General features: G+C 64.6%; 22 protein-coding genes. 10 read left to right on the plus strand and 12 right to left on the minus strand.

Going from position 1 to position 23,698, the window contains the following annotated elements:
• The first annotated feature begins 176 nt into the window (after positions 1-176).
• On the plus strand, positions 177-536 hold the full coding sequence (locus ACSBOB_RS24855; RefSeq protein WP_442583820.1) for a type II toxin-antitoxin system RelE/ParE family toxin: 360 nt from the start codon (positions 177-179) through the stop codon (positions 534-536).
• The gene (locus ACSBOB_RS24860; RefSeq protein ID WP_442578729.1) at positions 533-823 is read left to right on the plus strand and encodes a helix-turn-helix domain-containing protein; all 291 of its coding nucleotides are present in this window, start codon (positions 533-535) and stop codon (positions 821-823) included. The genes ACSBOB_RS24855 and ACSBOB_RS24860 overlap by 4 nt, the downstream gene beginning before the upstream one ends.
• Before the next feature lie 83 nt (positions 824-906).
• Here ACSBOB_RS24860 and der read toward each other — a convergent pair whose 3' ends face one another.
• Together der and ACSBOB_RS24870 are read right to left on the minus strand one after the other, a co-directional pair.
• Positions 907-2,340: a ribosome biogenesis GTPase Der gene (gene der / locus ACSBOB_RS24865; protein WP_442578730.1), complete on the minus strand. Its 1,434-nt coding sequence runs from the start codon at positions 2,338-2,340 to the stop codon at positions 907-909.
• 7 nt (positions 2,341-2,347) lie between these two features.
• Entirely contained in the window at positions 2,348-3,013 is a 666-nt protein-coding gene (locus tag ACSBOB_RS24870) for a tetratricopeptide repeat protein (protein ID WP_442583821.1), read from the minus strand.
• 203 nt (positions 3,014-3,216) lie between these two features.
• Here ACSBOB_RS24870 and ACSBOB_RS24875 point away from each other — a divergent pair, with 203 nt between their 5' ends.
• A complete protein-coding gene (locus ACSBOB_RS24875; RefSeq protein ID WP_442578731.1) occupies positions 3,217-4,227 on the plus strand; it encodes a polysaccharide deacetylase in 1,011 nt (336 codons plus the stop codon).
• Positions 4,228-4,281: 54 nt separating this feature from the next.
• Here the strand turns inward: ACSBOB_RS24875 and sbmA are convergent, their stop codons facing one another.
• Both sbmA and ACSBOB_RS24885 read right to left on the minus strand, forming a co-directional pair.
• Positions 4,282-5,556, minus strand: coding sequence for a peptide antibiotic transporter SbmA (sbmA, locus tag ACSBOB_RS24880; protein WP_442578732.1), 1,275 nt, complete (start codon positions 5,554-5,556; stop codon positions 4,282-4,284).
• A gap of 115 nt (positions 5,557-5,671) precedes the next feature.
• On the minus strand, positions 5,672-6,838 hold the full coding sequence (locus tag ACSBOB_RS24885) for a YbfB/YjiJ family MFS transporter (protein ID WP_442578733.1): 1,167 nt from the start codon (positions 6,836-6,838) through the stop codon (positions 5,672-5,674).
• Between the two features lie 44 nt (positions 6,839-6,882).
• Here ACSBOB_RS24885 and ACSBOB_RS24890 point away from each other — a divergent pair, with 44 nt between their 5' ends.
• From ACSBOB_RS24890 to ACSBOB_RS24905, 4 genes are all read left to right on the plus strand, one after another.
• Positions 6,883-7,131, plus strand: a complete 249-nt coding sequence (locus ACSBOB_RS24890; RefSeq protein WP_442578734.1) for a hypothetical protein — start codon at positions 6,883-6,885, stop codon at positions 7,129-7,131.
• 112 nt (positions 7,132-7,243) lie between these two features.
• Complete coding sequence (locus ACSBOB_RS24895; protein ID WP_442578735.1) at positions 7,244-8,155, plus strand: LysR substrate-binding domain-containing protein; 912 nt, start codon at positions 7,244-7,246, stop codon at positions 8,153-8,155.
• A 293-nt stretch (positions 8,156-8,448) separates the two neighbouring features.
• Positions 8,449-9,705, plus strand: a complete 1,257-nt coding sequence (locus ACSBOB_RS24900; protein WP_442578736.1) for an aminopeptidase — start codon at positions 8,449-8,451, stop codon at positions 9,703-9,705.
• 518 nt (positions 9,706-10,223) lie between these two features.
• Positions 10,224-11,366: a pyridoxal-phosphate-dependent aminotransferase family protein gene (locus tag ACSBOB_RS24905; RefSeq protein WP_442578737.1), complete on the plus strand. Its 1,143-nt coding sequence runs from the start codon at positions 10,224-10,226 to the stop codon at positions 11,364-11,366.
• A 224-nt stretch (positions 11,367-11,590) separates the two neighbouring features.
• Here ACSBOB_RS24905 and ACSBOB_RS24910 read toward each other — a convergent pair whose 3' ends face one another.
• The 8 genes from ACSBOB_RS24910 to ACSBOB_RS24945 all read right to left on the minus strand — a co-directional run bounded on the left by ACSBOB_RS24910 (position 11,591) and on the right by ACSBOB_RS24945 (position 19,879).
• Positions 11,591-11,938, minus strand: a complete 348-nt coding sequence (locus ACSBOB_RS24910) for an ArsC family reductase (RefSeq protein WP_442578738.1) — start codon at positions 11,936-11,938, stop codon at positions 11,591-11,593.
• 36 nt (positions 11,939-11,974) lie between these two features.
• Complete coding sequence (locus tag ACSBOB_RS24915; protein ID WP_442578739.1) at positions 11,975-12,256, minus strand: BrnA antitoxin family protein; 282 nt, start codon at positions 12,254-12,256, stop codon at positions 11,975-11,977.
• Positions 12,240-12,512, minus strand: coding sequence for a BrnT family toxin (locus ACSBOB_RS24920; RefSeq protein WP_442578740.1), 273 nt, complete (start codon positions 12,510-12,512; stop codon positions 12,240-12,242). The genes ACSBOB_RS24915 and ACSBOB_RS24920 overlap by 17 nt, the downstream gene beginning before the upstream one ends.
• Positions 12,513-12,691: 179 nt before the next feature.
• On the minus strand, positions 12,692-14,362 hold the full coding sequence (locus tag ACSBOB_RS24925) for an indolepyruvate oxidoreductase subunit beta family protein (protein WP_442578741.1): 1,671 nt from the start codon (positions 14,360-14,362) through the stop codon (positions 12,692-12,694).
• The gene (locus tag ACSBOB_RS24930) at positions 14,355-16,508 is read right to left on the minus strand and encodes a thiamine pyrophosphate-dependent enzyme (protein ID WP_442578742.1); all 2,154 of its coding nucleotides are present in this window, start codon (positions 16,506-16,508) and stop codon (positions 14,355-14,357) included. Before ACSBOB_RS24930 ends, ACSBOB_RS24925 begins: the two co-directional genes overlap by 8 nt.
• Positions 16,509-16,772: 264 nt before the next feature.
• Complete coding sequence (locus ACSBOB_RS24935; RefSeq protein ID WP_442578743.1) at positions 16,773-17,255, minus strand: MarR family winged helix-turn-helix transcriptional regulator; 483 nt, start codon at positions 17,253-17,255, stop codon at positions 16,773-16,775.
• Positions 17,255-18,823, minus strand: coding sequence for a phytoene desaturase family protein (locus ACSBOB_RS24940; RefSeq protein WP_442583822.1), 1,569 nt, complete (start codon positions 18,821-18,823; stop codon positions 17,255-17,257). Before ACSBOB_RS24940 ends, ACSBOB_RS24935 begins: the two co-directional genes overlap by 1 nt.
• A gap of 264 nt (positions 18,824-19,087) precedes the next feature.
• Positions 19,088-19,879 carry a cyclase family protein gene (locus ACSBOB_RS24945; RefSeq protein ID WP_442578744.1) on the minus strand — a complete coding sequence of 264 codons (792 nt, stop codon included), beginning with the start codon at positions 19,877-19,879 and terminating at the stop codon, positions 19,088-19,090.
• Between the two features lie 118 nt (positions 19,880-19,997).
• On the opposite strand from ACSBOB_RS24945, the gene ACSBOB_RS24950 reads away from it, so the two are divergent.
• The 3 genes from ACSBOB_RS24950 to ACSBOB_RS24960 are packed head-to-tail and all read left to right on the plus strand — an operon-like array spanning position 19,998 to position 23,609.
• Positions 19,998-21,572, plus strand: a complete 1,575-nt coding sequence (locus tag ACSBOB_RS24950) for a phytoene desaturase family protein (protein ID WP_442578745.1) — start codon at positions 19,998-20,000, stop codon at positions 21,570-21,572.
• A 60-nt stretch (positions 21,573-21,632) separates the two neighbouring features.
• Positions 21,633-22,037, plus strand: coding sequence for a RidA family protein (locus tag ACSBOB_RS24955; protein ID WP_442578746.1), 405 nt, complete (start codon positions 21,633-21,635; stop codon positions 22,035-22,037).
• A 39-nt stretch (positions 22,038-22,076) separates the two neighbouring features.
• Positions 22,077-23,609: an ABC transporter substrate-binding protein gene (locus tag ACSBOB_RS24960; RefSeq protein ID WP_442578747.1), complete on the plus strand. Its 1,533-nt coding sequence runs from the start codon at positions 22,077-22,079 to the stop codon at positions 23,607-23,609.
• Positions 23,610-23,698 lie beyond the last annotated feature (89 nt).

Raw genomic sequence — 23,698 nt, forward strand, 5'->3', positions numbered from 1 at the left:
TAGCCATAAATCCTGCTCCGACACCCGTGAAGGAGGGCAGGACGAAAGAACGCACGCGGCGTCGCCTCCGTCCGTGTCGCTTGGATTTACAGACGAAACAGATTTCTGAAGCCAGCACGGCAGTAACTCGCAGATATACGGCACAGCCGCATAAATCATTGACGAACCATACGGCAATGCCGTATATATGGTCAGTGCAGACGGTCCTCCTGACGCCGACCTTCCAGAAGCAAGCCGATCGCGCCGGCCTTGCCGACGATGAGATTGTCGAAATCGCTGCCGCCATCGCAGCCGATCCTCTCGCAGGCGACGTCATGGTCGGAACCGGAGGAGCCCGAAAGATGCGTCACGCCGGACGCGGTCACGGCAAAAGTGGCGGCTATCGGACGATCCACTATTTCGGCGGCGACGACGTTCCGGTTTTCCTGCTTGCAATCTATGGCAAGGGACAAAAGGACAACCTATCGCAGAAGGAGCGCAACGCGCTCGCCACTATACTTCCGCAAATCGCGGACCAGTACAGGAGGGATAGATGACCAATTTTGGAAGCGAACTCGTCCAAAGTGCCAACGAGGCGCTTGCCATCGCCAAGGGCGAAATGAAGCCCGCCCGCGTGTTCGAAGGCTCCGGCATCGATGTCGCGGCCATTCGCAAGGCGATGAATCTTTCGCAGGGTCGGTTCGCCGAGCGATTCAATCTCTCCGCCGCTACGGTGCGGGATTGGGAGCAGGGGCGCCGCAAACCAGACAAGATCGCCGAAAACTTGCTGCGGGTCATTCGCCACGCGCCGGAAACGGTGGAAAGAGCCCTTGCCAATAAATGAACACCATCCGCCCTGACGAGGGCAAACGCCGGACGGGATGAGATCGGTCTGACCGTAGTTCAGGCTAGGCCTGCCGTGGACCTCTACCGCTTCTTCGCCTTCCCCGCATAGGGATTGTCCGACGCGCGCAGCGCGATGCGGATCGGCACGCCCGGCATGTCGAAGGATTCGCGAAGGCCGTTCGAGAGATAGCGTATGTAGGACTGCGGAACGGCATCGGGCCGCGTGCAGGAGACGACGAAGCCCGGCGGCCGCGCCTTCACCTGCGTGATGTATTTCAGCTTCAGCCGGCGGCCGGCGACGGCAGGCGGCGGGTGATGCGCCAAAATGCCTTCCAGCCAGCGGTTCAGCCGGCCGGTCGAGACGCGGCGGTTCCAGATGCGGTGGGTTTCGACCACCTCGTCCATCAGCTTGTCGAGGCCCCTGCCAGTCTCGGCCGAGATCGGCACGGCGCGCAGGCCGCGCACCTGCGGCAGAAGGCGCTCGGTCTTCTCGCGCAGCTCGGCAAGCGTGGCCTGCGGCGTGTCGATGAGGTCCCATTTGTTGAAGGCGATGACCAGCGCCCTGCCCTCGCGGACGATCAGGTCGGCGATCTGCAGATCCTGCTTCTCGAAGGGAATCGTCGCGTCGAAGACGACGATCACGACTTCGGCGAATTTCAGGGCGCGCAGGCCGTCGGAAACCGAGAGCTTTTCCAGCTTTTCCTGCACCTTCGCCTTGCGGCGCATACCGGCCGTGTCGAACAGCTTCACCAGCCGGCCGCGCCAGTCCCAGTCGACCGAGATCGAATCGCGGGTGATGCCGGCTTCCGGTCCGGTCAGCAGCCGCTCTTCACCGATCAGCGCGTTGATCAGCGTCGATTTCCCCGCATTGGGGCGGCCCACCACCGCGATCCGGAGCGGCTTGGTCTCGTCATAGGCGGGTTCGATCTCGGCGTCCGTCTCGGAGATATCCTCGCCGATCAGCACGTCGCTTTCGGCGGCAAATTCGTCTTCGGCGGCTTCCTGGGGAAAGCAGCGTTCCTCGCCGAGCGCCTCGACGATGGCGTCGCGCAGGTCGGGCATCCCTTGCCCGTGCTCGGCCGAAATCGCGATCGGCTCGCCGAGCCCGGCCTCCCATGCTTCCAGCAGCCCGCTTTCGGAGGCGCGCGATTCGGACTTGTTGGCGACGAGCACCACCGGCTTGCCGGCACGGCGCACGATGTCGGCAAAAGCCTTGTCGTCCGGCAAGAGGCCGGCGCGCGCGTCGATCATGAACACCACCAGATCCGCTTCGCGGATGGCGATGTCCGTCTGCTGGCGCATGCGGCCCTGAAGCGTCTCCGGGGCGGCGGTCTCGAAGCCAGCGGTGTCGACCACCTCGAAATTCAGGTCATATAGCTTTGCGGGATGGATGCGGCGGTCGCGCGTCACGCCCGGCGTGTCGTCGACCAGCGCCAGCTTCTTGCCGGCAAGGCGGTTGAACAGCGTCGACTTACCGACATTCGGCCGGCCGATGATGGCAACCTTGAAGCTCATCTTCGTCTCAAGACGCAGCGCCGGAGCCGCGGATGAGTTCCGCCATCAGCGAGGCGCGGTCGCGGGCATTGCGCGGCGCCGTCTCGTCGCCGTTGATCTGGTCGAAGAGGGCGAGCGCGTCCTTGGCCTTGCCTTCCTTCCACGCCGACAGGCCAAGCGCCTCGCGGGCGGAATGGCGCAGCGGATTGGTCTCGGCGGTCAGCGCCTCTACCCGCGACGACACGTCCTGGTAGGAGCCATTGTCGACGAGCACGTAGCCGGCGCGCAGCCGCGCCATGTCGCGGAGCGCCTGCGGTATCGAGGTGTCCGCCGCGACCGCGTCGAATTCCGTAACCGCGCCGGCGAAGTCGCCCTTGTCGGCGAGCACGGTGGCCGCACGCATACGAGCGAGCAGCGGATAGGCGCCGGAGCCGTCAGCCTCCAGCTTGTCGAGAGCGGCCAGCGCCTCGTCCTGCTTTCCGTCATTAGCCAGAGCCAGCGCCTGCGAGAAAGCGTCGCCCGAAGTGTTCGCCTTCGAGGTCTGCCAGTAGTCATAGCCGACCCAGGCCGCGGTGCCGAGCACGATCGCCACGGCGATCACCAGCCCGGCGGGGCCATAGCGGTCCCACAGCGCACGGGCTTGCGCCTGGCGGTATTCCTGGTTCACTTCGCGGATAAAGCTGTCGTCCGACATCGCCTGAAAGCCGTTCTCGCCCCGGAGGGCCGTTGAGCCCGCCTTGTAGCGTAATTTCGCCGGCATGGAAGGGGTTTTGCCCACATTCGGCACTGCGCGGCCAGCCGGTAGCCGGCGAAGCGCCGTTTCGACGTTCCAATCCGCGCCACATTCATGGCATAGCGGTCATGAGACCCCGCCCTGCCCGCCGCCCACGAGTGCCCATGTCCGCGTTGCCGCGTTCCATCGCTTCTGCTCTTGCCTTGATCTCGACGGCGCTTTCGGCCGGGCCTTCGACGGCCGAGAAGATTCCGGCAAAGCCGCATCAGGTCGTCATCATCTCCTTCGACAATTCCAATCCGGTGGAACTGTGGCAGCGCAGCCGGACGCTGGCGGCGACCACCGGCGCGCGCTTCACCTATTTCCTGTCCTGCGTCTTCCTGCTGTCGCCGGAGGCCAAGGGAATCTACCAGGCGCCGGGACAGAAAGGCGGCCGTTCCAATGTCGGTTTCGCACTCTCGAAGGACGACGTGAAGGCGCGGCTCCAGCAGATATGGCTGGCACGCTCCGAAGGCCACGATATAGCGAGCCACGCCTGCGGCCATTTCGACGGCGGCAAATGGACAGCTTCGGAGTGGAGCCGCGAGCTTCTGTCGGCCTCGACGATCTTGCGCGATGCCTGGCGCATCAACGGGCTGGACGGCGAGCCGCGCGGCTGGCGGCATTTTGCCGAGCACGAGATTTCGGGTTTTCGCGCGCCGTATCTCTCCGCCGGCAGGCACCTCGACGAAGCGCTCGCGCAGGCGGGCTACCGTTACGACGCCAGCGGTGTCTCGCGCGGCCCGGCCGCGCCGGTGGAGCATGACGGGCTCCTCGGCTTCGCGCTGCCGCAGATTCCCGAGGGGCCGGCGGGGCGAAAAGTCATCGCCATGGACTACAATCTCTTCGTCCGCCATTCCGGCGGCTTCGAGCGCACCGACAGCAACGGCGCCTTCGAGCAGCGGACACTGGCGGCGTTCGACGCGGCGTTCGACAGGGAATATCGCGGAGACCGCACGCCGCTGCAGTTCGGCTTCCATTTCACGCTGATGAACGACGGCGCCTACTGGCGCGCGCTGGAGCGGTTCGCCCGCGACGTCTGCACGCGCCCCGACGTCGACTGCATCAGCTATGCCGATTTCGTCGCGCGGCGCGAGAAGCCGGACAGCACTGTGGTTGGCGACGTGGGCGGGTGAGGCCTCGCGCCCGCGCTTCACTCTTCAAACCGCAACCCGCTCGGGCCGGCCGGCCTATTTTGGGTCCGCCACCTCCTGCCCGAGCGTGGTGCGGCGATCGAGATAGCGCTGGTCGATGTCGGGCAGCGGCTCGCCGCGAAGGGTCGCCTCGAAAGCGCGCAGGCGCTTATGCACCGATTGCAGTTCGACGATGGTCGACCAGGAATTGAGCAGGAACTGCAACGACGACGTCACGCGGCCGAAGGCATTCGAAATCTGGTTGAGCGGACCGAAGGTGATCTTGTGCGCGACCAGTGACGGCCCGAGAATGATGAAGGCGAAGATGTTGTCGGCCTGGAGGTAGGTGTAGCGGACAATATTGAAGTAGATATAGTGGGCATAGAGCCGGAAGTAATTCCGGCGCACATTGTCGAAGAGTTCGGTGGTGGTCACCGGCTGGGCGCGGTCGGCATGATCCTCGCCATAGACCAGTTCCTTGCGGTAAGCGGCCTCGACACGCTGGTTGCGGAATTGGAGGCCGGGCAATTTTACGCCGGCGAGCATCACCGAGAGTGTTCCGAACAGACACCAGCCGAGGGCCGCCACCAGGAGAGGATGCGGCACAGCCCCGATGACAGGCAGTTCGCTGATATGCTGTTCCAGACCGATGAGCACCGGCACGAAGGCGATCAGCGTCATGATCGACGTCACGAAACTGGATCCCAAATCCTCCATGATCTGTGAGAAGCGCATCGTGTCTTCCTGGATACGCTGCGAGGCGCCCTCGATGTGGCGAAGCTTTCCCCAGTTCTCCATGAAATAGCTGTTCATGGCCGTTCGCCAGCGGAAGATCCAGTGTTGGACGACGAAGGCGTTGACCACGGAGACATTCATCCCGACCAGCGCCAACCAGGCGAAACTCGACGCGCCCGCGTAGAACTCGGCATTGGTCGAATTGGTTGTTCCCCCCATCAGGCCCTGAACATAGTCGAAGAAGGGCCCGTACCAAGTGTTCACCGCCACGCTGACTTGAACGTTGAAGTAGAGCAGGAAAAGGATGATCGAGGTTACGAGGATCGACCATTCCATCCAGGGATGGGGGGAATACCAACGCCAGAAGGCGTAGAAAATCAGCGTGCCCGCGATAAAGTACAGGTAGAACCAGATAAAAGGCGCCGACCAGAAAACGCTGATGCCGATGATCGGCGGCGCATCAGGCGCGGCCTGCGGCAAGCCGAAAAGTCCGCCAAGGCGTGCGCCTCCAAGATACCACACGGTAACCAGTACCGCGCTCCACAGGACAGCCGAAATGAAAAACAACTTTGGTTTGGGAAAGAAGGAAACGAACACTTTGGAGATTTCCTTGCCGGGCGCAGACGCGCAGAGATCACACCGGCAGGAAGTCACATTTCATCGCGAAAGGGAAACGTGAATTACTTGCCGCGGTCCGTCAGAAATCCGCCAATCATGGCGATTTTGGCGCGATCCTCGAGATCATCGCGACCGTGCCCGCGACGATGAGCACCAGGGCGGCGCCGAACGATGCGATGACGAAATCGCCGGTCCATTCCGCTACAAATCCCGCCGCGATCGGGCCGAGGATCTGGCCGGTGCCGAATGCCGCGGTCATCAGGGCCATGACCCGCCGGCGCGACAGCGGCGCCAGTTGCCGCCCAGCCTGCAGCCCCAGCGCCGTCAGGCCGATAAAGGTCGCCCCGAGAAGAACACCGCCGAGCAACGGGCCGAGATAGCCGCCGAGCGACACGCTGGCTGCGACACCCACCGCCTCGACCGCGCAGCCCAGGCCGAAAGCCGCGGCAAAACCCATGCGCCGCGCCACCGCGTTCCAGAAGAGGGCCGACGGGATGGCCGCAAGCCCGGTCGCAAGCCAGACCACCGTCTCGAACAGGTGGCTCAAACCGCCGCTGCGGACGATGGCGATCAGGAAGGTCGCCGTGATGATGTAGCCGAAGCCGAACAGGCCGTAGGCGAGGATCATCAGCACCAGCGGCCGGTCGCGCGGCAGCGCCGGCTCCTTGCCCGGGGGGCCGTTGGCTGCAGGGCCTGCGTCGACCAGAAGCGTGGCAATCGCAAAACCGAGCACGGACAGAAGGGCAGCGCCGATCCAGCCGGCGCGCCAGCCGGCGTCGATCGCGATCAGCGCGGCCATCATCGCGGAGGACGCCGCTATGCCGATGCCGACGCCGCCGAAATGCACGGCCTGGAGGTCGTCGCGGCCGGCCGCCGACAACTGACTGAAGACGATGCTGGACACGAACACCATGACGAAGGCGCTGGCCATGCCGGCGAGGAAACGGACGAACAGGAACAGCGGAAAACTCTCGGTGACCGCCATGAGGGCGCAGAGCGCCGCGCTCGCCGCAAGCCAGCGCAAGGCAAGCAATCGTTCTCGGCCGTGCGCCCAGGCGCCGGCGGCAGCAATGGCGCCGACGAGATAACCCAGATAGTTGGCGGAGGCGATCAGGCCGGCCCCGGCGGCGGACAGGCCAAGTTGTTCCATCATGCCCGGCAGAATCGGCGTGTAGACGAAACGGCCGATGCCCATGGCGACCGCCATGGCGGCCATGCCGCCAAGGGCGTAACGAAGCGGCGAGGCGGAAATCGGCAGCATGCGCGGACATTAGATTTGTTGCATCGCAACACAATCCGCTTCGATTGGTCCAGCCATCCGATATCCGGCAGGCCCGGGTCGCCGCGCCGGTGGGACTGTCGGTGCAGGCGGGCAAGTCCCTTGAATGGCTCGGGCGGCAGCCGGTAACGGCGGTTGAACGGCAGGTCGGCCAGTTCGCGCGGCGACATGGCGGCAACGGCCGGATGCGCCAAAGGATCGCGCCACCACTCCTGGCTTTCGGACGGGCCGTCCGTCGGCTCGAACAGCATCTGCCCGAGAGCTTTAACGATTGAGAGAAACTTCATCTCTGTTCTCCTTGCAACGTTTCTGACATGATAGTTTGGCTGGAAGGCTGTTGGGTTCAATCCAGAAAGACCCACCCTCAAGTTTAGAAAAACTAAAACCATGAAGCTCAATTCGGTGCATCTCAACGGCTTGCGCGCGGTCGAGGCGGTGGCGCGCCTAGGCTCCTTGCAGAAGGCGGCGGAAGAACTCGGCGTGTCGCCCAGCGCGGTCAGCCAGCAGGTCGGGCGGACGGAGGCGCAGATCGGCCAGGTGGTTTTCGACCGGACGTCTTCTGGGCTCCAGGCGACCGGTTTCGGCCGGGATTTCACGGCACGGCTGTCGAGCGGGTTTCGCGAACTGGAGCGGGCGGTCGCCATGGCCGAGCGCGCGAAAGTCTGCGTGCTGGCCGTCTCGGTCGCGCCGGCCTTCGCATCGAAATGGCTTTTGCCAAGACTTTCCAAACACTTCACCCTCTATCCCGAAGTTTTTCTGCGCATCGACGCCTCGACGAAATTGTCCGATCTCGACCATTCGGACATCGATATCGCGATCCGAATGGGCGACGGGAAATGGCCGAGGGTGCGGGCGGAACTGCTGATCGCGCAGGAGATCTTTCCGGTCTGCTCGCCGGCGCTTGCCGCGACGCTGAAGACCCCGGCTGACCTCGCCAGGACGTGGGAGATCATCGACGAGAGTTCGATGTTCTCGTGGGATCAATGGTTTAGCGCGGCGGGCATCGAACCCGTGCGGATGCAGCCCGGCGCGCGTTTCACCGATCCGATGCTTTGCCTGGATTCGGCGATCGCCGGGCATGGCGTGACGCTGGCCTGGCAGTTGCTCGCCGCCGACGCCATGGCCGACGGCAGGCTGGTGGCGCCGTTCGGCGTGCGGGCGACGAGCGGGCTCGGCTACTGGATGGTGACCTCGGCAGCCGCGCGCGAGCCGAAAAAAGTCAGTCAATTCAAGGCATGGATACAGAGCGAGATCAGCCAGACCATCCAGCAGTTCGGCCCGCTGGTGTGCGCGCAATAGGAGCGGGAAGGCGCGGCGCGGGACCGCGTGAACTCCGGAAGAATCCATGTTTTCAAGACACTGTCTAGAAAACATGCGCCGAGCAGCGCAATTGGCTTCATTCGCGGGTGTTTTTTGCGTCGATTCGCTTCACGCAACGGCCCATCGCATTCATGGCGGGCCGAAAACGCTTCACGGCCGTGCCCCACGCTCGCCCGCTGCCTGACCGACACACACGCCGCCGCTTTGCGGTGGCGGGATCGGCTCGACCGGCCTATCTATGCTCAAGCCCATTTCAGAAAAGGTAATCGCCCATGACCTCGCACCCCGGCACCCTCTCCGCGTCGATCGATCCGGTAAAACTCGACCGGCTGGCCGAAGTGGCGGTGAAGGTCGGGCTGCAGCTTCAAGCCGGGCAGGATCTGGTGATGACGGCGCCGGTGGCGGCGCTGCCGCTGGTGAGAAGGATCGTGGTGCACGCCTACACGGCCGGCGCGGGACTGGTGACGCCTATCTTCTCCGACGAGGAGATCACGCTCGCCCGCTACCGCAACGGTCCCGACGAGAGTTTCGACCGTGCGCCGGGCTGGCTCTACGAAGGCATCGCCAAAGCCTTCGACAACAACGCGGCGCGGCTGGCGATCGTCGGCGACAACCCGATGCTGCTGTCCGGCGAGGACCCGGCCAAGGTGGCGCGCGCCAACAAGGCGAACTCGATCGCCTACCAGCCGGCGCTGGAGAAGATCGCCGGCTTCGACATCAATTGGAACATCGTCTCCTACCCCAGCGCCTCGTGGGCAAAACTGATGTTTGCCGACGACAGCGAGGACATCGCGGTGGCAAAGCTCGCCGACGCGATTTTTTCCGCATCGCGAGTGGATGTGGAAGATCCGGTCGCCGCATGGCGCGACCACAATGCCGCACTCGCCCGGCGGAGCAAATGGCTGAACGGCGAACGCTTCAGCGCCCTGCACTACAGCGGCCCCGGCACCGACCTGACGGTCGGGCTGGCAGACGGCCATGAATGGCATGGCGGCGCCTCGACCGCCAAGAACGGCATCACCTGCAACCCGAACATCCCGACAGAAGAAGTGTTCACCACGCCGCATGCGCACCGCGTCGAAGGCTATGTGCGCAGTACGAAACCGCTGTCGCACCAGGGCACGCTGATCGACAACATCGAGGTGCGGTTCGAAAAGGGCAAGATCGTCGAGGCGAAAGCCACGCGCGGCGAGGAAGTGCTGAACAAGGTGCTGGACACCGACGAGGGCGCGCGCAGGCTGGGCGAAGTGGCGCTGGTGCCGCATTCCTCGCCGATCTCCAAGAGCGGGCTCCTGTTCTACAACACCCTGTTCGACGAGAACGCCGCCTGCCACATCGCGCTCGGCCAATGCTATTCGAAATGTTTCCTGGGCGGCGACACGATCACGCCCGAGCAAATCGCGGCGCAGGGCGGCAACAAGAGTTTTATTCACATCGACTGGATGATCGGCTCCGGCCAGATCGACATCGACGGCATCCGCGCCGACGGGTCGAAGGTGCCAGTGATGCGCAAGGGCGAGTGGGCGTAGGGGCGCGGACGGGAAACGGGCGCCATCCGGCGCCCTGGCTGGCCGCCGCCGTGGCTCAGCCCAAGGCGGCACCCCTCTGTTTTCGCTTTCGTCGATCGCGCTTCGCGCCAGGACCGGATCGTCGCGCCAGCTGCGCGACCCGTGGTCATCCGCAGACTGCCAAACCGGTCTCGGGCGCGGTCATGTTCGCGGGCCGACCCCCTAAGCACGTACCTCCAAGTGGAAGTTCAGCTACCGTCCGGCAGGGGCACTTCGCTTCAATAGCGCGGAACCGGAGCGTTCATCCAGGCTCCGCGGGAGGCCGTGGGAGGCATGTCGCTCGAAATACACTAGGGCCGGTAAGGACCTTTGACGCGGCCGGCTTCGTCGTTTCGGAAGCATCATCTTGATTCCACGCCAGAGGCAGTAAATCCGTTTTAGCGCTCTGCTAAATTCTTTAAATTTTACTTAGTCCGTTTCGTCCGCCCATATGCCCGCATCGAACCGCGCCGCTGGCGCGCTGGCGGGAGGACAGGACCATGAATGCGTTTTCCAAAAATGCGTTTTCGACTGCCGCGTTTTCGCCACCCGCCCGGCTGCTGATGGGTCCGGGGCCGTCCAATGTCGCGCCGGAGGTGCTGGCCGCGCAGGCGCAAGCCACCATCGGCCATCTCGACCCGGCTTTCGGCGAGTTGATGGAAAGCATCAAGGACCAGTTGAAGGCGGCTTTCCGCACCCACAACCGCGTGACATTTCCGCTTTCGGCGCCGGCTTCGCTCGCCATGGAAATGGCGCTGGTGACGTTGCTGGAGCCCGGCGATACGGTCATTATCGCGCAGAACGGCGTGTTCGGCGCCCGCATGGCGGAGATCGCACGGCGGGCAGGCGCGGTCGTGAAACTCGTGGCCGGAGAATGGGGCCGGCCCGTCGACCCGCACGACGTGCGCTCGGCGCTGGCCGAGGCGCCGCACGCGAAAGTTCTGGCCTTCGTGCATGCGGAGACGTCGACCGGCGCGCTTTCCGACGCGGCGACGCTGTGCCGGCTGGCGCGCGAGGCGGGCATGATGACCGTGGTCGACACGGTGACCGGGCTGGGCGGCGTTCCGGTTTCGGTGGACGAATGGGGCGCCGACGTCGTCTATTCCGGCACGCAGAAATGCCTGTCGGCCCCGCCCGGGCTGGCGCCGGTCACTTTCTCCGACCGGGCAGTGGCGGCGGTCAAGGCTCGCAGAACGCCGGTGCAGAGCTGGTTCCTCGACCTCGGCCTGATCCTCGGCTACTGGGACGGCGAGGGTGCGCGCTCCTATCACCACACCGCGCCGGTGAATGCGCTGTTCGGCCTGCACGAGAGCCTGCGGCGGCTGTTGTCGGAAGGGCTGGAAGCGGCCTGGGCGCGGCATTGGGAGACGCATGAACTTCTGGCCGAACGGCTGGAGGAATTGGGGTTTTTCTTCGTCGTCGACGCGCCCTACCGTTTGCCGCAACTCAACACGGTTTGGATACCACAGGGCGTGGATGACGCGCCGACGCGGCGTCGGCTACTCGACGAGTTCGGCATCGAGATCGGCGGCGGGCTCGGGCCGCTGGCAGGCAAGATCTGGCGCATCGGCCTGATGGGCGAGACCTGCCGGGTGGAAAACGTCGAGCGGCTGGCAGAGGCGATCGCGGCGGTGCGAGGCTGAGGCGGGCGGATTTATGGCTGGGCAAGGTTCAACGACGGGAGCGATCTGCCGTGACCGTGCGCACCCGCCCCTCGCTGCCCTGCCGGGCATTAAGACCTCCGCTTACGCTTCGGGCGTTCGTTGCTGAAAAAGCCAAATCGTTGGCTTTTTCTCGGCCTTCGGCCGACCGCTCCTCACCCCCGCAAGCGGGAGAGAGACGACTGCCGCGCGGGTTTCCCCGTCGATCACCCGACAGCCTGCTCGTAAATGTCCGGCTTGAAGCCGACGGTGAGCTTGCCGTCGATGTCGAGCACCGGCCGCTTGATCATGGTCGGATGTTTCAGCATGAGGCCGACCGCCTTCGCCTCGTCGAGCCCGGCCTTGTCGGCGTCCGGCAGTGCGCGAAACGTGGTGCTGGATTTGTTGAGCAGCTTTTCCCAGCCGAGCTTTTTCACCCAGCCGCGCAAGGTCTTCTCGTCCAGTCCCTCGGCGCGATAGTCATGGAAGCGATATTTTTGGCCGTGGCCATCGAGCCACGTCCAGGCCTTCTTCATCGTGTCGCAGGTCTTGATACCGTAGATGGTGATGGGCAAGCGAGGCTCCTCGAAGTGTAACGATGCAGGGCGCTACTACAGCCCGACGGCCTTGCGCAACACATCGCCCATGCGGGTCTGCCAGCCGGGGCCGCCTGCCTTGAACCGGGCAATCACCTCGGGATCGAGACGAAGAGCGATCTGCTCCTTCACCACGTCCTGCTTCGGCCGTCCGCGCTTGCTCCGGAAGTGCTCGTCCCATGGCGGATTGTCCGGATCGGCCAGCGCGGCTGCGGTGATCGCGGCGTCTTCCTCGTCGGTCATCGACTTCGCGTCCGCGAGGGCGAGGCGTCGCGCCTCTTCAAGCGTTTTCGGCATAATGGAAGTTCTCCCCACGGTTTGCCTTTCGCAGCGATATCAGACGAAGCACGTCGCCGCGCACCGTGTAAACGGCGACATGAAGCACAACGCCGATGAAGCCGATGGCGACCTCGCGTGTCTCGCCGTATTCAAAGCGCTCGTCTGTTGCGACAATGGCCGTGCCGAACTCGAAACGCTCGATCTCCGAAAAGGCAACGCGATGAGTTGCGAGATTGTCTTTTGCCTTGCGTTCATCCCAAATGAATTTCCGCATGCCGCCCCGTCCCGCTCGGCATTTTCTGTATATGCGAAAATTCTGTGCTTTGCAAGATTTTTGCATATGCATTAAATAACGGGCAAGGGTGCAGCGGAACGTTATCCGGCCCCAATCGGCAGACTTTCTTGTAGCGGCCGGGCAAGCCGTGAGGCGCTGTTTAGGCGGAAGGGGATTGATCAGTCCAGCGACGCCACCGTCTTCAGCGCGCCGTCGAGCATATCCCCCTTCTCGTCCTTAAGTGCTGCCTCGCGCAGGCGGCGGAGCCAGTCGGCGGCATCGGGGCGGCCTTTGACGAGGTCGAGGCCGGAGAGGACCCGGTCGAACTTCGACTGGGCGCGGAGGTGGGTGTCGGAATAGCCCTTGATCAGGCGGCGGCACTCGAGGATTTCCACGGCGAGCGCATAGTCGGTCGCAACGTGATCCAGCGCGAGCGCGTACCAGCGCTCGAGATGGTCCGTCTCCACCGCATGGCGCAACAGTTTTCGGCGCCAGCGGCGCAGGCCGCCGATGACCCACAGCGTGGCGAAGCCGGCCATGCCGTCGGTGCGGACGTGGCGGCCGCGATTGATGCGGCGGTCGAGCCAGGCAGCGAGTTTCGGCCGAGCCTCGATGTAGCGGCCGAGGCCGGCCGGCATGGTGCCGCAGAATTCCTCGATGCGCGGGTGGAAATATTCGGTGACCTGGAGGATCGATCCGCCCTTGACGCCGACCTCGCGGCGGACACGCGCGCCGCGGGTGGAGCGGGTCTTCAGGTCGGCGACGCGGATCATGTCGTCGTAACACATGGCGTTTGCTAGGTGTTTTGCCGCGGCGATGGACAGCGTGTAGCCGTGGGTGGGGCCGTCAAAAGCGACGGCGCGGGCGAGGCGGTCGAGATAGTCGCCGCCATAGGCGAGATCCTGGTAGTCGACGACCTTTTTCAGGCCGCGCGCCGCCATGTCGCGGACGGGTTCGGGCAATTTCGCGACGCGGGCGATGAGGGATTGCCAGGCGGCGAGTTGCGAAGCGGGACCGGAGACTTTCGCTTCGGCGGGGTCTGCGGCTTCGCCAATCTTCAGCGATGCAGAAGAGACGGCCAGCGGGACCACAACTCCCTTCTCCCCGTCCTTACGGGGAGAAGGTCCCGGCAGGGGGATTAGGGGCTGCGCGGATACTTCAGGCTTGCTTTCAAATCGAGCAGCCGCATCGCCACCCCCCGCCCTCTCATACGCACCCGCAAACGCGGCAAGGCTTTGCTTGACGCCGCGCCCGCCGGCGCCGATCGCGGCCTCGTAGCTTTCGCGCGGGAACGGGAGCGCGCCGCAGCCGGCCAGTGCGCCGAGCAGGCTGGCGGAAACCACGGAGCCGGCCTGGACGGCGATCCTTTCCATGTCGAAGGTGACGAAGCGTTTTGACGCGGTCTCGGCGGCGGCGAGAACTTTCGGCGAGGAGGCGCGGCCGTCGCCGGGCTCGATCTTTTCGGATACGGCGGCGATGCGGTGCGAGGAGGCGATCAGCGTCGTGCGGTCGGGCGTGACGAAGCCGCGCATGATGGCGCGCCCGGCTTCCATCAGCTCGGCGGCGATCAGGATGTCGACGTCGCCTTGCGCCGGCGACAGCGCGAAGACCGGGCGGCGGCCGGTGTCGCGGCACATTTCGATGTAATAGATGGTGGCACCGGTGCGCTGGGCGACGCCGGCGACGGAGGTGGATTGGGCGAGGTAGCCGCTACGCTCGGCGGTGTCGACGATCCAGTCGCCGAGCACGCCGCCGCCCTGGCCGCCGACAGCCAGCAAGGCGAGCTTTATGATCTCGCCTTCTGCCGGCTCATGGGTGCCTTCGGGCAGCATGATGGCGGGCTCAGACATTTGCAAAGGTCAGCCGCCGGGACTCGCGGAAACGCTGCAGCACGCCGATCGCCTTGCGACGAAGCCGGTCGAGGAAACGATCCCAGCCGCCCGGATTGTGCACCGTGTCGGCGCGGTAGAAGGACGGGCAGAGCACGGCCGCGTCCGCCACCTCGCCGCAATTGCCGCAGCCGACGCAACTCTGGTCGATATGGGCGACCGGGTCGTCGCGAAGCGGATCGTCGAGCGATTTCACCGACAAAGACGGGCAGCCGGAAAGCCGCATGCAGGCGTGGTCGCCGGTGCAGATGTCCTCGTCGACGCCGAATTTCGGCTTCACGACCCGCTCACCGCCCTTGATCGCCTTGTCGAGCAGCGGCCGCTCGCGGCGCTGGCGATTCAGCATGCATTCGGACGAGGCGACAATGACTTTTGGGCCTTTTTCTTCCGTCGTCAGCGCCTCCTTCAGGGTCGCCTGCATCTTGGACACATCGTAAGTGCGGTCGATGTGGCGCACCCATTTGACGCCCATGCCTTTCACGGCTTGCGTGATCGGATGTTTGGTCGACTTGGTCTTGTTGCCGGCGCGCGAGGAAAGAATGTCCTGGCCGCCGGTGGCGGCGGAATAAAAATTGTCGACGACGACGATGACGCCGTCATTCTTGTTGAACACCGCATTGCCGATCGAGGAGGTCAGGCCGTTGTGCCAGAAGCCGCCGTCGCCGACGAAGGAGATGGAGCGGCGTTTCGCGTCCGGCGAGTTGAAGGCCGACGCCGAAGCTGGTCCCAAGCCGTAGCCCATGGTGGTGGCGCCGAGTTCGAAGGGCGGCATGATCGAGAACAGGTGGCAGCCGATGTCGGAGGCGATGTGGTGCTTGCCGAGTTCCTGCTCGACAAGCTTCGTCGCCGCGAAGATCGGGCGCTCGGGGCATCCGGTGCAGAAACCGGGCGGACGGCCGGGCACGACGCGCGACAGGTCGGGAATTTCGTGGCCGTTGCCGGCCTTGTTCGGCGCGCGCACGGCGGCGGGCAGCATGTGCGGCGCTTCGGCGCGCAGGAAGGCGCCGAGCCCGTCGAGCATCACCTGGCCGGTGTATTCTCCGGCCATCGGCAAAAATTCCTTGCCGACGAGTTTGGTGTCGCGCCGGGCCTTGTGCAGCATCGCGGCAAAAGCCTGCTCGATGTAGTTGGGCTGGCCCTCCTCGACGACGAGCACCGCGTCCTTGCCCTCGCAGAAGGCCAGAAATTCGTCGTCGACAAGCGGGTAAACGGCGTTGAGCACGTAGAGCGGGATGTCCGTCTCGCCGAAATTGTCGGCCAGCCCGATGCGCTGCAGGGCGCGGATGACGGCGTTGTACATGCCGCCCTGCATGACGATGCCGATGGAGCCGTCCTCGGCGCCGAAGAACTCGTTGATCTTGCGCGAGCGGATGAAGTCGACGGCGGCGGGCCAGCGCTTTTCCACCTTCTCCTTCTCGTGCAGGAAGGAGGCCGGCGGCAGGACGATGCGGCCGGTGTCGCGGCGCGGCGCGTCGAGCGCGTCGGCGACGGTCATAGTGGGACGCTTGTTGTCCTTGGCGATGAACTGGCCGTGGACGTGGCAGCAGCGGATGCGCACCTCCATCATCACCGGCGTGTTGGACGCCTCCGACAGTTCGAAACCGTCCTCGACCGCCTTGACGATCGACGGCAAATTGGGCCGGGGGTCGAGCAGCCAGACCTGGCTCTTCATGGCGAAGGCGTGGCTGCGCTCCTGCATGATCGAGGAGCCCTCGCCATAATCCTCGCCGCAGATGATCAGCGCGCCGCCTGTGACGCCGCCGGAGGCGAGGTTGGCGAGCGCGTCGGAGGCAACATTGGTGCCGACGGTCGACTTGAAGGTGGCGGCGCCGCGGATCGGGTAATGGACGGAGGCCGCGAGCATGGCGGTGGCGGTGGCTTCCGAGGCCGAGGCCTCGAAATGCACGCCGAGTTCGCCCAGAATGTCCTGGGCGTCGGCCAGCACGTCCATCAGATGGCTGATCGGCGCACCCTGGTAGCCGCCGACATAGCCCACGCCGCATTGAAGCAGCGCCTTGGTGATGGCCAAGATGCCTTCGCCGGAAAACTCCTCGCCGGCGCCGAGGCGGAGTTTTTTGACTTCCTCTGCGAAGGAACGTTCAGCCATGGGAATGGACTCCGTGACGTGCGCGTCTAGCTGGAACACCCCTCATCCGTCGCCTGATCTCGCACTTGCTTCGCAAGTCCGAGGGCGACACCTTCTTCCACAAGGGGAGAAAGTGGAGCGTTGCACTTTCCGCCTCTGCCAATTTCCAACGTTGGAGGTTGGCAGAGAACTCGATGCCAGGCTCCACCTTCTCCCCTTGTGGGAGAAGGTGCCGAGCGCAGCGAGGCGGATGAGGGGTGTTCCAGCTTGGCGCCTTCATGACCGTCAAATCTCGTGCTTGCGAATATTCTTCAGCATCTTCTGCAGCGTCACGATGAGGGCCGAATATTCGGCCTCGTCGATGTCCTCGAACATCGCCTCGAAGGCGGCATGCATGGCCGGCCAGGCGCGGCCGAACTCGGCGCGGCCTTCATCGGTGAGGAAGACTTTCCGCACGCGGCTGTCCGTGTCGCCGGATTCGCGGCGCACCAGTCCGTGCGCCTCCAGCGCGTCGAGGGTGCGCGACAGGGTGGACTGCTCGATGACGGTGTAGACGGACAGGTCGCCGACGGTGACGCCATCGCTGACCGACAGCACGGCCAGCGTGCGCACCTGCGGCACGGTGCGGTGCTGGCGGCGGAAATCCTCGCGCAGCGTGGCGTTGTAGCGGCCCATGATGCGGTTCATCAGATAGGGCGCGAACTGTTGCAGCCCGATCTGGCCCAGCGTCGAGATGCGCTCGCGGCGCTCCGTGACTTTTTGATCCATCAGAGCCTGCTCCCGAGAAGGAAGCCTGATCCGCCACCGAGGCCAGCGCCGGGATGTGTCGACGCGCCGATGTGATAAAGGCCCTTCACGTCGGTCTCGTGGTTGCGCGTGCCCTTGAAGGGGCGCCACAGGAAGGCCTGGTCGATGGTCGAGGAGCCGCCATAAGGGTCGCCGCCGACGAGGTTGATGTTCATGGCCTCGAGGTCCGCCGGCGAATAGCTTCTTCGTGCGATGACGGTTTCCCTGAAACCGTCGATATGGCTCGCAAGGATCGCCTCGGCGCGGTCGGCATAGGCTTCGCGCAGCTTTTCGGTCCAGCCGCCGTCCGCGACGACCAGCTTTCCCGCGGCGTCGCCCTTGATGTGGCGCGGCGCCTCGGGAAGTTGCAGCCAGAAGATCGCCTTGCCCGGAGGACAGCGCGACGGGTCGAGCGCGTGGGGCTGGCCAACGCAGATGGTCGGCACTTCGGGCAGCATGCCACGCGCGGCCTCGTTGCAGGCCTTCGACACGCCATCGAGGCCGGGCGTCAGATGCAGCAGCGCCACCTGGCCAAGACCTTCGCCCTTCCAGGCCGGCGGGCGGTCGAGCGCGTAATGGATCTGGAAATTGCCTTTGCCGTAGCGATAGTTTTTAACCGCGTCCGGTTCGCCGGCGGGTTTTGCGCCGGCGAGCAGGCGGTCGTAAAGTTGCGTCGGGGTGACCGAGCAGATGACGCCCTTGGCGGCCGAGATCGTTTCCCCGGACGCGAGGCGGACGCCGGTGGCGCGGCCGTTGGCCTGGACGATCGAGGCGACATCGGCGCCGGTGCGGATCTCTCCGCCGCGTTCTCTGATAAGCGCCTCGAAGGCGGCGAGCAGGTTCTTCGCGCCGCCCTTGACGATCGGCGCGCCGGCAGCCTCCAGCGCGAAGGCGATCACCTTGGCGATCTGGCCGGAAAAGGCGTCTTCCGGGCCTAGGCCGGCATGCAGCACCCATGGCGCCCACAAGGAACGGGCGGTTTCCGAACGGTAGGAGCTTTCGAGCCAGCCGCGCGCCGGCGCCAGCGCCTCGCCGAGGAAGGCGGCCAGCCCGCGCGGGCCACGCCGCCACGCTTCGCCGGCCAGCAGCTTGAAGGTCGGATAGCTCCAGAGATTGCCCCCGAGCAGGCCGAACAGCAGGCCGGCATTGCGCTCTATGCCGCCGACATCTGCTCCATGGCTGTCGCCGTCGCCGGCGGACAAAACGTTGAGAGCGGCGATGTTGGCGGCGCGGTCCATCTTCAGGATCGCGTGCCCGCCGTCCGGCGTCAGCACGCCGGTGGGGGTGGCGGTGTGGCAGAATTCCAGCCCGTGGCGGGCGAGATCGGCGGCAAGCGCCGCATAGGCCGGCGAGGTGATGAACAGCACGAAGGTGGTGGCCATCACGTCATGGACAAAACCCGGCGCAGTGATCTCCTCGGTGCGGATGCAGCCGCCGATGCGGTCGTTGCGCTCCAGCACAAGAACCTTGCGGCCCTTGCCGGAGAGGATCGCGGCGCAGACGAGGGCATTGATGCCGCTGCCGACGATGATGTGGTCGGGGGCGGTCATGGGCATGCGCCTACCACCCTCCCCCTTGTGGGGAGGGTCGATGGGCAGACGGAACGAAGTGAAGTCTGCGAAGCGGGGTGGGGGTACAGGTAAAACGCCAGCAGTTCAGGATTATTTGCGCGGGACTGCAATCCCTGCGCCCCTACCCCCACCCCGTCGCGCGGCCTTCGCTTCGCTTCAGCCGCTCGCCGACCCTCCCCACAAGGGGCAGGGTGAGCAGCGGTGCCTTCGGCCGCAACCATGATCTTCTCCGAAGACCTTGCTTTACCCCTTGGACACCAGCGCCATGGCGCGGATGGGGCTGCCGGTGCCGTGTTCGATCTTCAGCGGCGCGACGATCAGGATGGCGCCGCGGGTCGGCAGCTTGTCGAGGTTGCACAGGCTGGCGAGGCCGTATTTGTTGGCCTTGTGCATCAGCGTGTGGGCCGGGAACGGCGGCTCCATGCCGCCGGCCTTGCCGGCATCGGTGCCGATCGTCTCGGAGCCCCAGCCACGGACATCCTTGGAGATCAGGTACATGATCGCCTCCGCGGTCGGGCCGGGCGTATGCGGGCCGGTCTCGTTGGCGTTGAGGAACTCGGCCTCGGAGCCGTTGCGCTTATACCAGTCGGTGCGCATCACCACCCATTCGCCGGGATTGATGGCCCCGTGTTTTGCCTCCCACGCCTTGATGTGGTCGACGGTGAGCAGGAAGTCCGGGTCGGCGGCGGATTCGGCCGAGCAGTCGATGACGTTGACCGGGCCGACGAATTTCTGGACGGGAATGGTGTCGGTGGCGCCGTCGGCATAGTCCTTGCCGGAGATCCAGTGGATCGGCGCGTCGAAATGCGTGCCGGAATGCTCGCCGAGCTTCAGCCAGTTCCACGCCCACCAGGGACCCTGCTTGTCGTATTCGGAGATCTTGTGAATCTCGACCTTCGGCGTGTCGACGGCGAGATCCGGCGGCAGCTTGATCAGCGGGGTGTCGGGGCCGAGAACGGCGGTCAGGTCGACCACCTCGATGCCGCCCGAAAGAAGCTGGCCGGCGAGTTCGCCGAGTAGTTTCTGCGTGTCCATGGTTCAGTTCCCTCTTGATCGGAATGTCCGAAGGCTCGTGTCGGCCGTTAATATGCTACTAGACGAAAACATATGCATCTGCAATTATCTTTAAGCCTAAAACAAATTGGGTGGGGGCGTGAGCGAGTTCGACGCCATATTGGTCGGGGCCGGCCACAACAGTCTGGCCTGCGCCGCGCATCTGGCCCTCAAGGGCTGGAAAGTCGGCGTTTTCGAGCGCAATGCGACGATCGGCGGCGCCGTGCGCACGCAGGAGTATACGCTTCCCGGCTTCCGCCACGATTTCGGCGCGATGAATCTGAGCCTGTTCGCCGGCTCGGCATTTCATCGGATGTATGCAAATGAATTGAAATCGCACGGGCTGGAATTCGCGCCCGTGGCCGATTGTTTCGCCAGCGTTTTCCCCGACGGGAAATGGTTCGGAGTGAGCACCGACCTCGAAAAGACGGCTGCGCGCATCGCCGCTTTCTCGCCCCCCGATGCCGATGTTTGGCGCAAGCTGGTGGCGGCGTTTCCGGGCGAAGCGGAACACCTGTTCCGGCTGCTCGGCTCGCCGATGGGTTTTCGCGCGCTGGCTGGCATCGGCTGGAATCTTTGGCGCAAGAAGGGCGTGTCCGGCGCGCTGGATACCGCCCGGCTGCTGCTGTCTTCGCCGCGCGCCTGGCTGGACGAGACTTTCACCTCGCAACATGTGAAGGCGACGCTGGCCGCCTGGGGCATGCATCTCGACTTCGCGCCTGATATTTCCGGCGGCGCCGTGTTCCCCTACCTCGAATCCATGGCCAACCAGAGCTTTGGCATGGTGATCGGCAAGGGCGGCGCTGACACGATGATCCGCGCGCTGGAGAAGATGGTGACCAAGGCCGGCGGCAAGATATTCACCAATGCGGACGTCGCGGAGATCATTGTTTCCGGCGGCAATGCCACCGGCGTCCGGCTCACCTCGGGGGTGACGCACAATGCGGCGAAGGCGGTGATCGCCGGCGTCGCACCGGCAGCCCTGCCAGGCCGACTTTTGCCCAACGGGTCCGGCGATGCCGGCTTCGACACGGCGATGAAGAAATTCCGCCATGCGCCGGGCACAATGATGATCCACCTGGCGCTGGACGGACTGGCGGACTGGAGCGCTGGCGCCGAACTAAAGAATTTCGCGTATGTCCACATCGCGCCATCGCTCGACCAGATGGCGAAGACCTATCAGCAGGCGATTGCGGGAATGCTGCCCGACGAACCGGTACTGGTGGTCGGCCAGCCGACGGCGATCGATCCAAGCCGGGCGCCAGCGGGAAAACATGTGCTGTGGGTGCAGGTGCGGGCGCTGCCGGCTGAAATATCTGGCGACGCGGCCGGCGGGATCGAGCCGGGGCCGTGGGAGGCCGTGAAGGAGCATTACGCGGAGCGCGCGCTCGACATCATCGAGCGCTACGCGCCGGGGCTGCATGGAAAAATCCTCGGGCGCACGATCTTCTCGCCACTCGATCTCGAACGCGAGAATCCGAACCTGGTCGGCGGCGACCAGATTTGCGGCAGCCATCACATTTCGCAGAATTTCCTGTTCCGCCCAGCGCGCGGCTTCGCAAAGTGGAATACTCCGGTGGAGCGGCTGCATTTGACGGGTGCTGCGACCTGGCCCGGTGCCGGCACCGGCGCGGCATCGGGCTTCATGCTTGCCCGGCAGCTTGCGGGCGGTTGAGACGACAAACGAACAGGGACGCCGCCTCGACGGGCCGGCGAGAAACGACTGGAGGCGCCGATGAAACGCAAACCGATCAATCCGGAAACCATGTACAAGGCGACACCGTACGGGTTTTCCCATGCCGTGGAGCAGAATGGCGGTCGCACGCTGCACATGTCCGGCCAGGTGGCCTGGAACGCGGCAGGCGAACTCGTCGGCAAGGGCGATCTGGCCGCCCAGGCGCGGCAGGCGCTTGCCAATCTGAAGCAGGTCCTGGCCGAAGTGGGCGGCACGCCGGCCGATATCGTGCGGCTGAGGACCTATGTGGTCGGCCACACGCCGGACAAACTCGGCCCGGTCACCGAAGAGATCCTTGCCTTCTATGGCGACACCGTGCCGGCCGCCAACACGTGGATCGGCGTGCAGGCGCTCGCCATGCCCGATTTCCTGATCGAGATCGAGGCGACAGCAGTTCTAGACTGAAAATTCCGGCTCATAATCAACAACATGGGGAACATGATCATGACAATGAACAGACGCGAACTTCTCGGCTACGGCGCCTCAGCGCTGGGCGCGGCGGCGATCGGCATGCCGAACATAGCGCGGGCGCAGGCCAGCGAACTCACCATCGCCTATAACGTCAACCTGCCGTCCTGGGACCCGACGACCGGACCCTCGGCGGTCAACCCGACCATCCAGGGCATCTACCAGTCGGTGTTCGACCAGTACATTCCACAGGCCCCGGACCTGACCTTCGGACCCGGCCTGCTGACGCAGTGGGGCTGGAACCAGGACCGCACCAAGGTGATGATGACGGTGCGCGACGGCGTGACCTGGCATGACGGCTCGTCCTTTACAGCCGAGGACATCGTCTGGTCGCTGCAGCGCGCCGGCGACGAGAAGACCGGCAACCCGATCCAGTTCGTGTGGAAGAACGTCAACAACTTCAAGATCGACGGCAACACGATCACCGGCGACGTCGTCCAGTTCGACCCGACTTTGTTCAAGTGGATGTCGTTCCTGACCGGCTACGTGCTGCCGAAGGCCTATTACGAGAAGGTCGGCGCCGAGGGTTTCGAGGCCAAGCCGATCGGCACCGGGCCGTATATGGTCGACAAGTTCGAGCGCAACGCTTTTCTGCGGCTGAAGGCCAACCCGAATTACTGGGGCGGCAAGCCGGCCTTCGAGAACGTGACGATCAAGTTCGTGCCCGACGCGGCCAGCCGCGTCGCCGAGATCGAATCCGGCTCCTCGCAGGTGACGCTGGAAATCCCCTACGAGGAATATGACCGGCTGATCGCCAAGGACGGGCTGGCCGGCACCTGCGACACGGTCTCGGACATCGGCATGGTGTTCTTCAACGACATCGAGCCGATGCTGGACGCCAATGTGCGCAAGGCGGCTGTCATGTCGGTCGACAAGAAGCTGATCGTCGAACGCCTGCTGCGCGGCTACGGCCTGCCGATCGACACGCTGGAAACACCGGAATACGAAGCCTACGACCCGTCGATCAAGGTCGAGTACAATCCGGAAAAGGCCAAGGAACTGCTGGCCGCCTCCGGTTTCTCGCCCGACAATCCGGTGAAATTCACCATCCAGACGACCAAGGGCTTCAAGCCCAAGGATTACGAGATGGTGCAGGCGATCGTCGGTATGTGGCGCAAGGTCGGCATCGAGGCGACGATCGAGGTCTACGAGATCGCAAAACACTACGAGCTGCGCGCCGCCGACAAGCTGGCGCCCGCCGCCTTCTACAATTGGGGCAACGCCGTCGGCGACCCGACCACCTCGACCGGATTCGCCATGTACGGGCCGAGCCCGCATTCGGTGTGGGACGGCCAGGACGTGATCGACGCGATCAACCCGCTGTGGGGCGAGCCCGACGAGGCGAAGCGCGTTGCCGGCTGGAAGGCCGTCAGCAAGCTGATCGCCGACAACGCCTATGTGCTGCCGCTGATCCAGTATGCGCAGCCGATCGTGCACGCCAAGGGCGTGAAGGTCGTGCCGCACAAGTCGGGAGCGCTGCTTCCGGCGCTGATGACGCCGGCGTCCTAGGCGCGTTTCACCAAAAACCGTGCTGCCCCTCATCCGCCTGCCGGCACCTTCTCCCCGTGAAAAACGGGGAGAAGGGCACGCGGCGACGT

The sequence above is a fragment of the Mesorhizobium sp. KACC 23794 genome, from assembly GCF_052180275.1.
GTDB lineage: Bacteria > Pseudomonadota > Alphaproteobacteria > Rhizobiales > Rhizobiaceae > Kumtagia.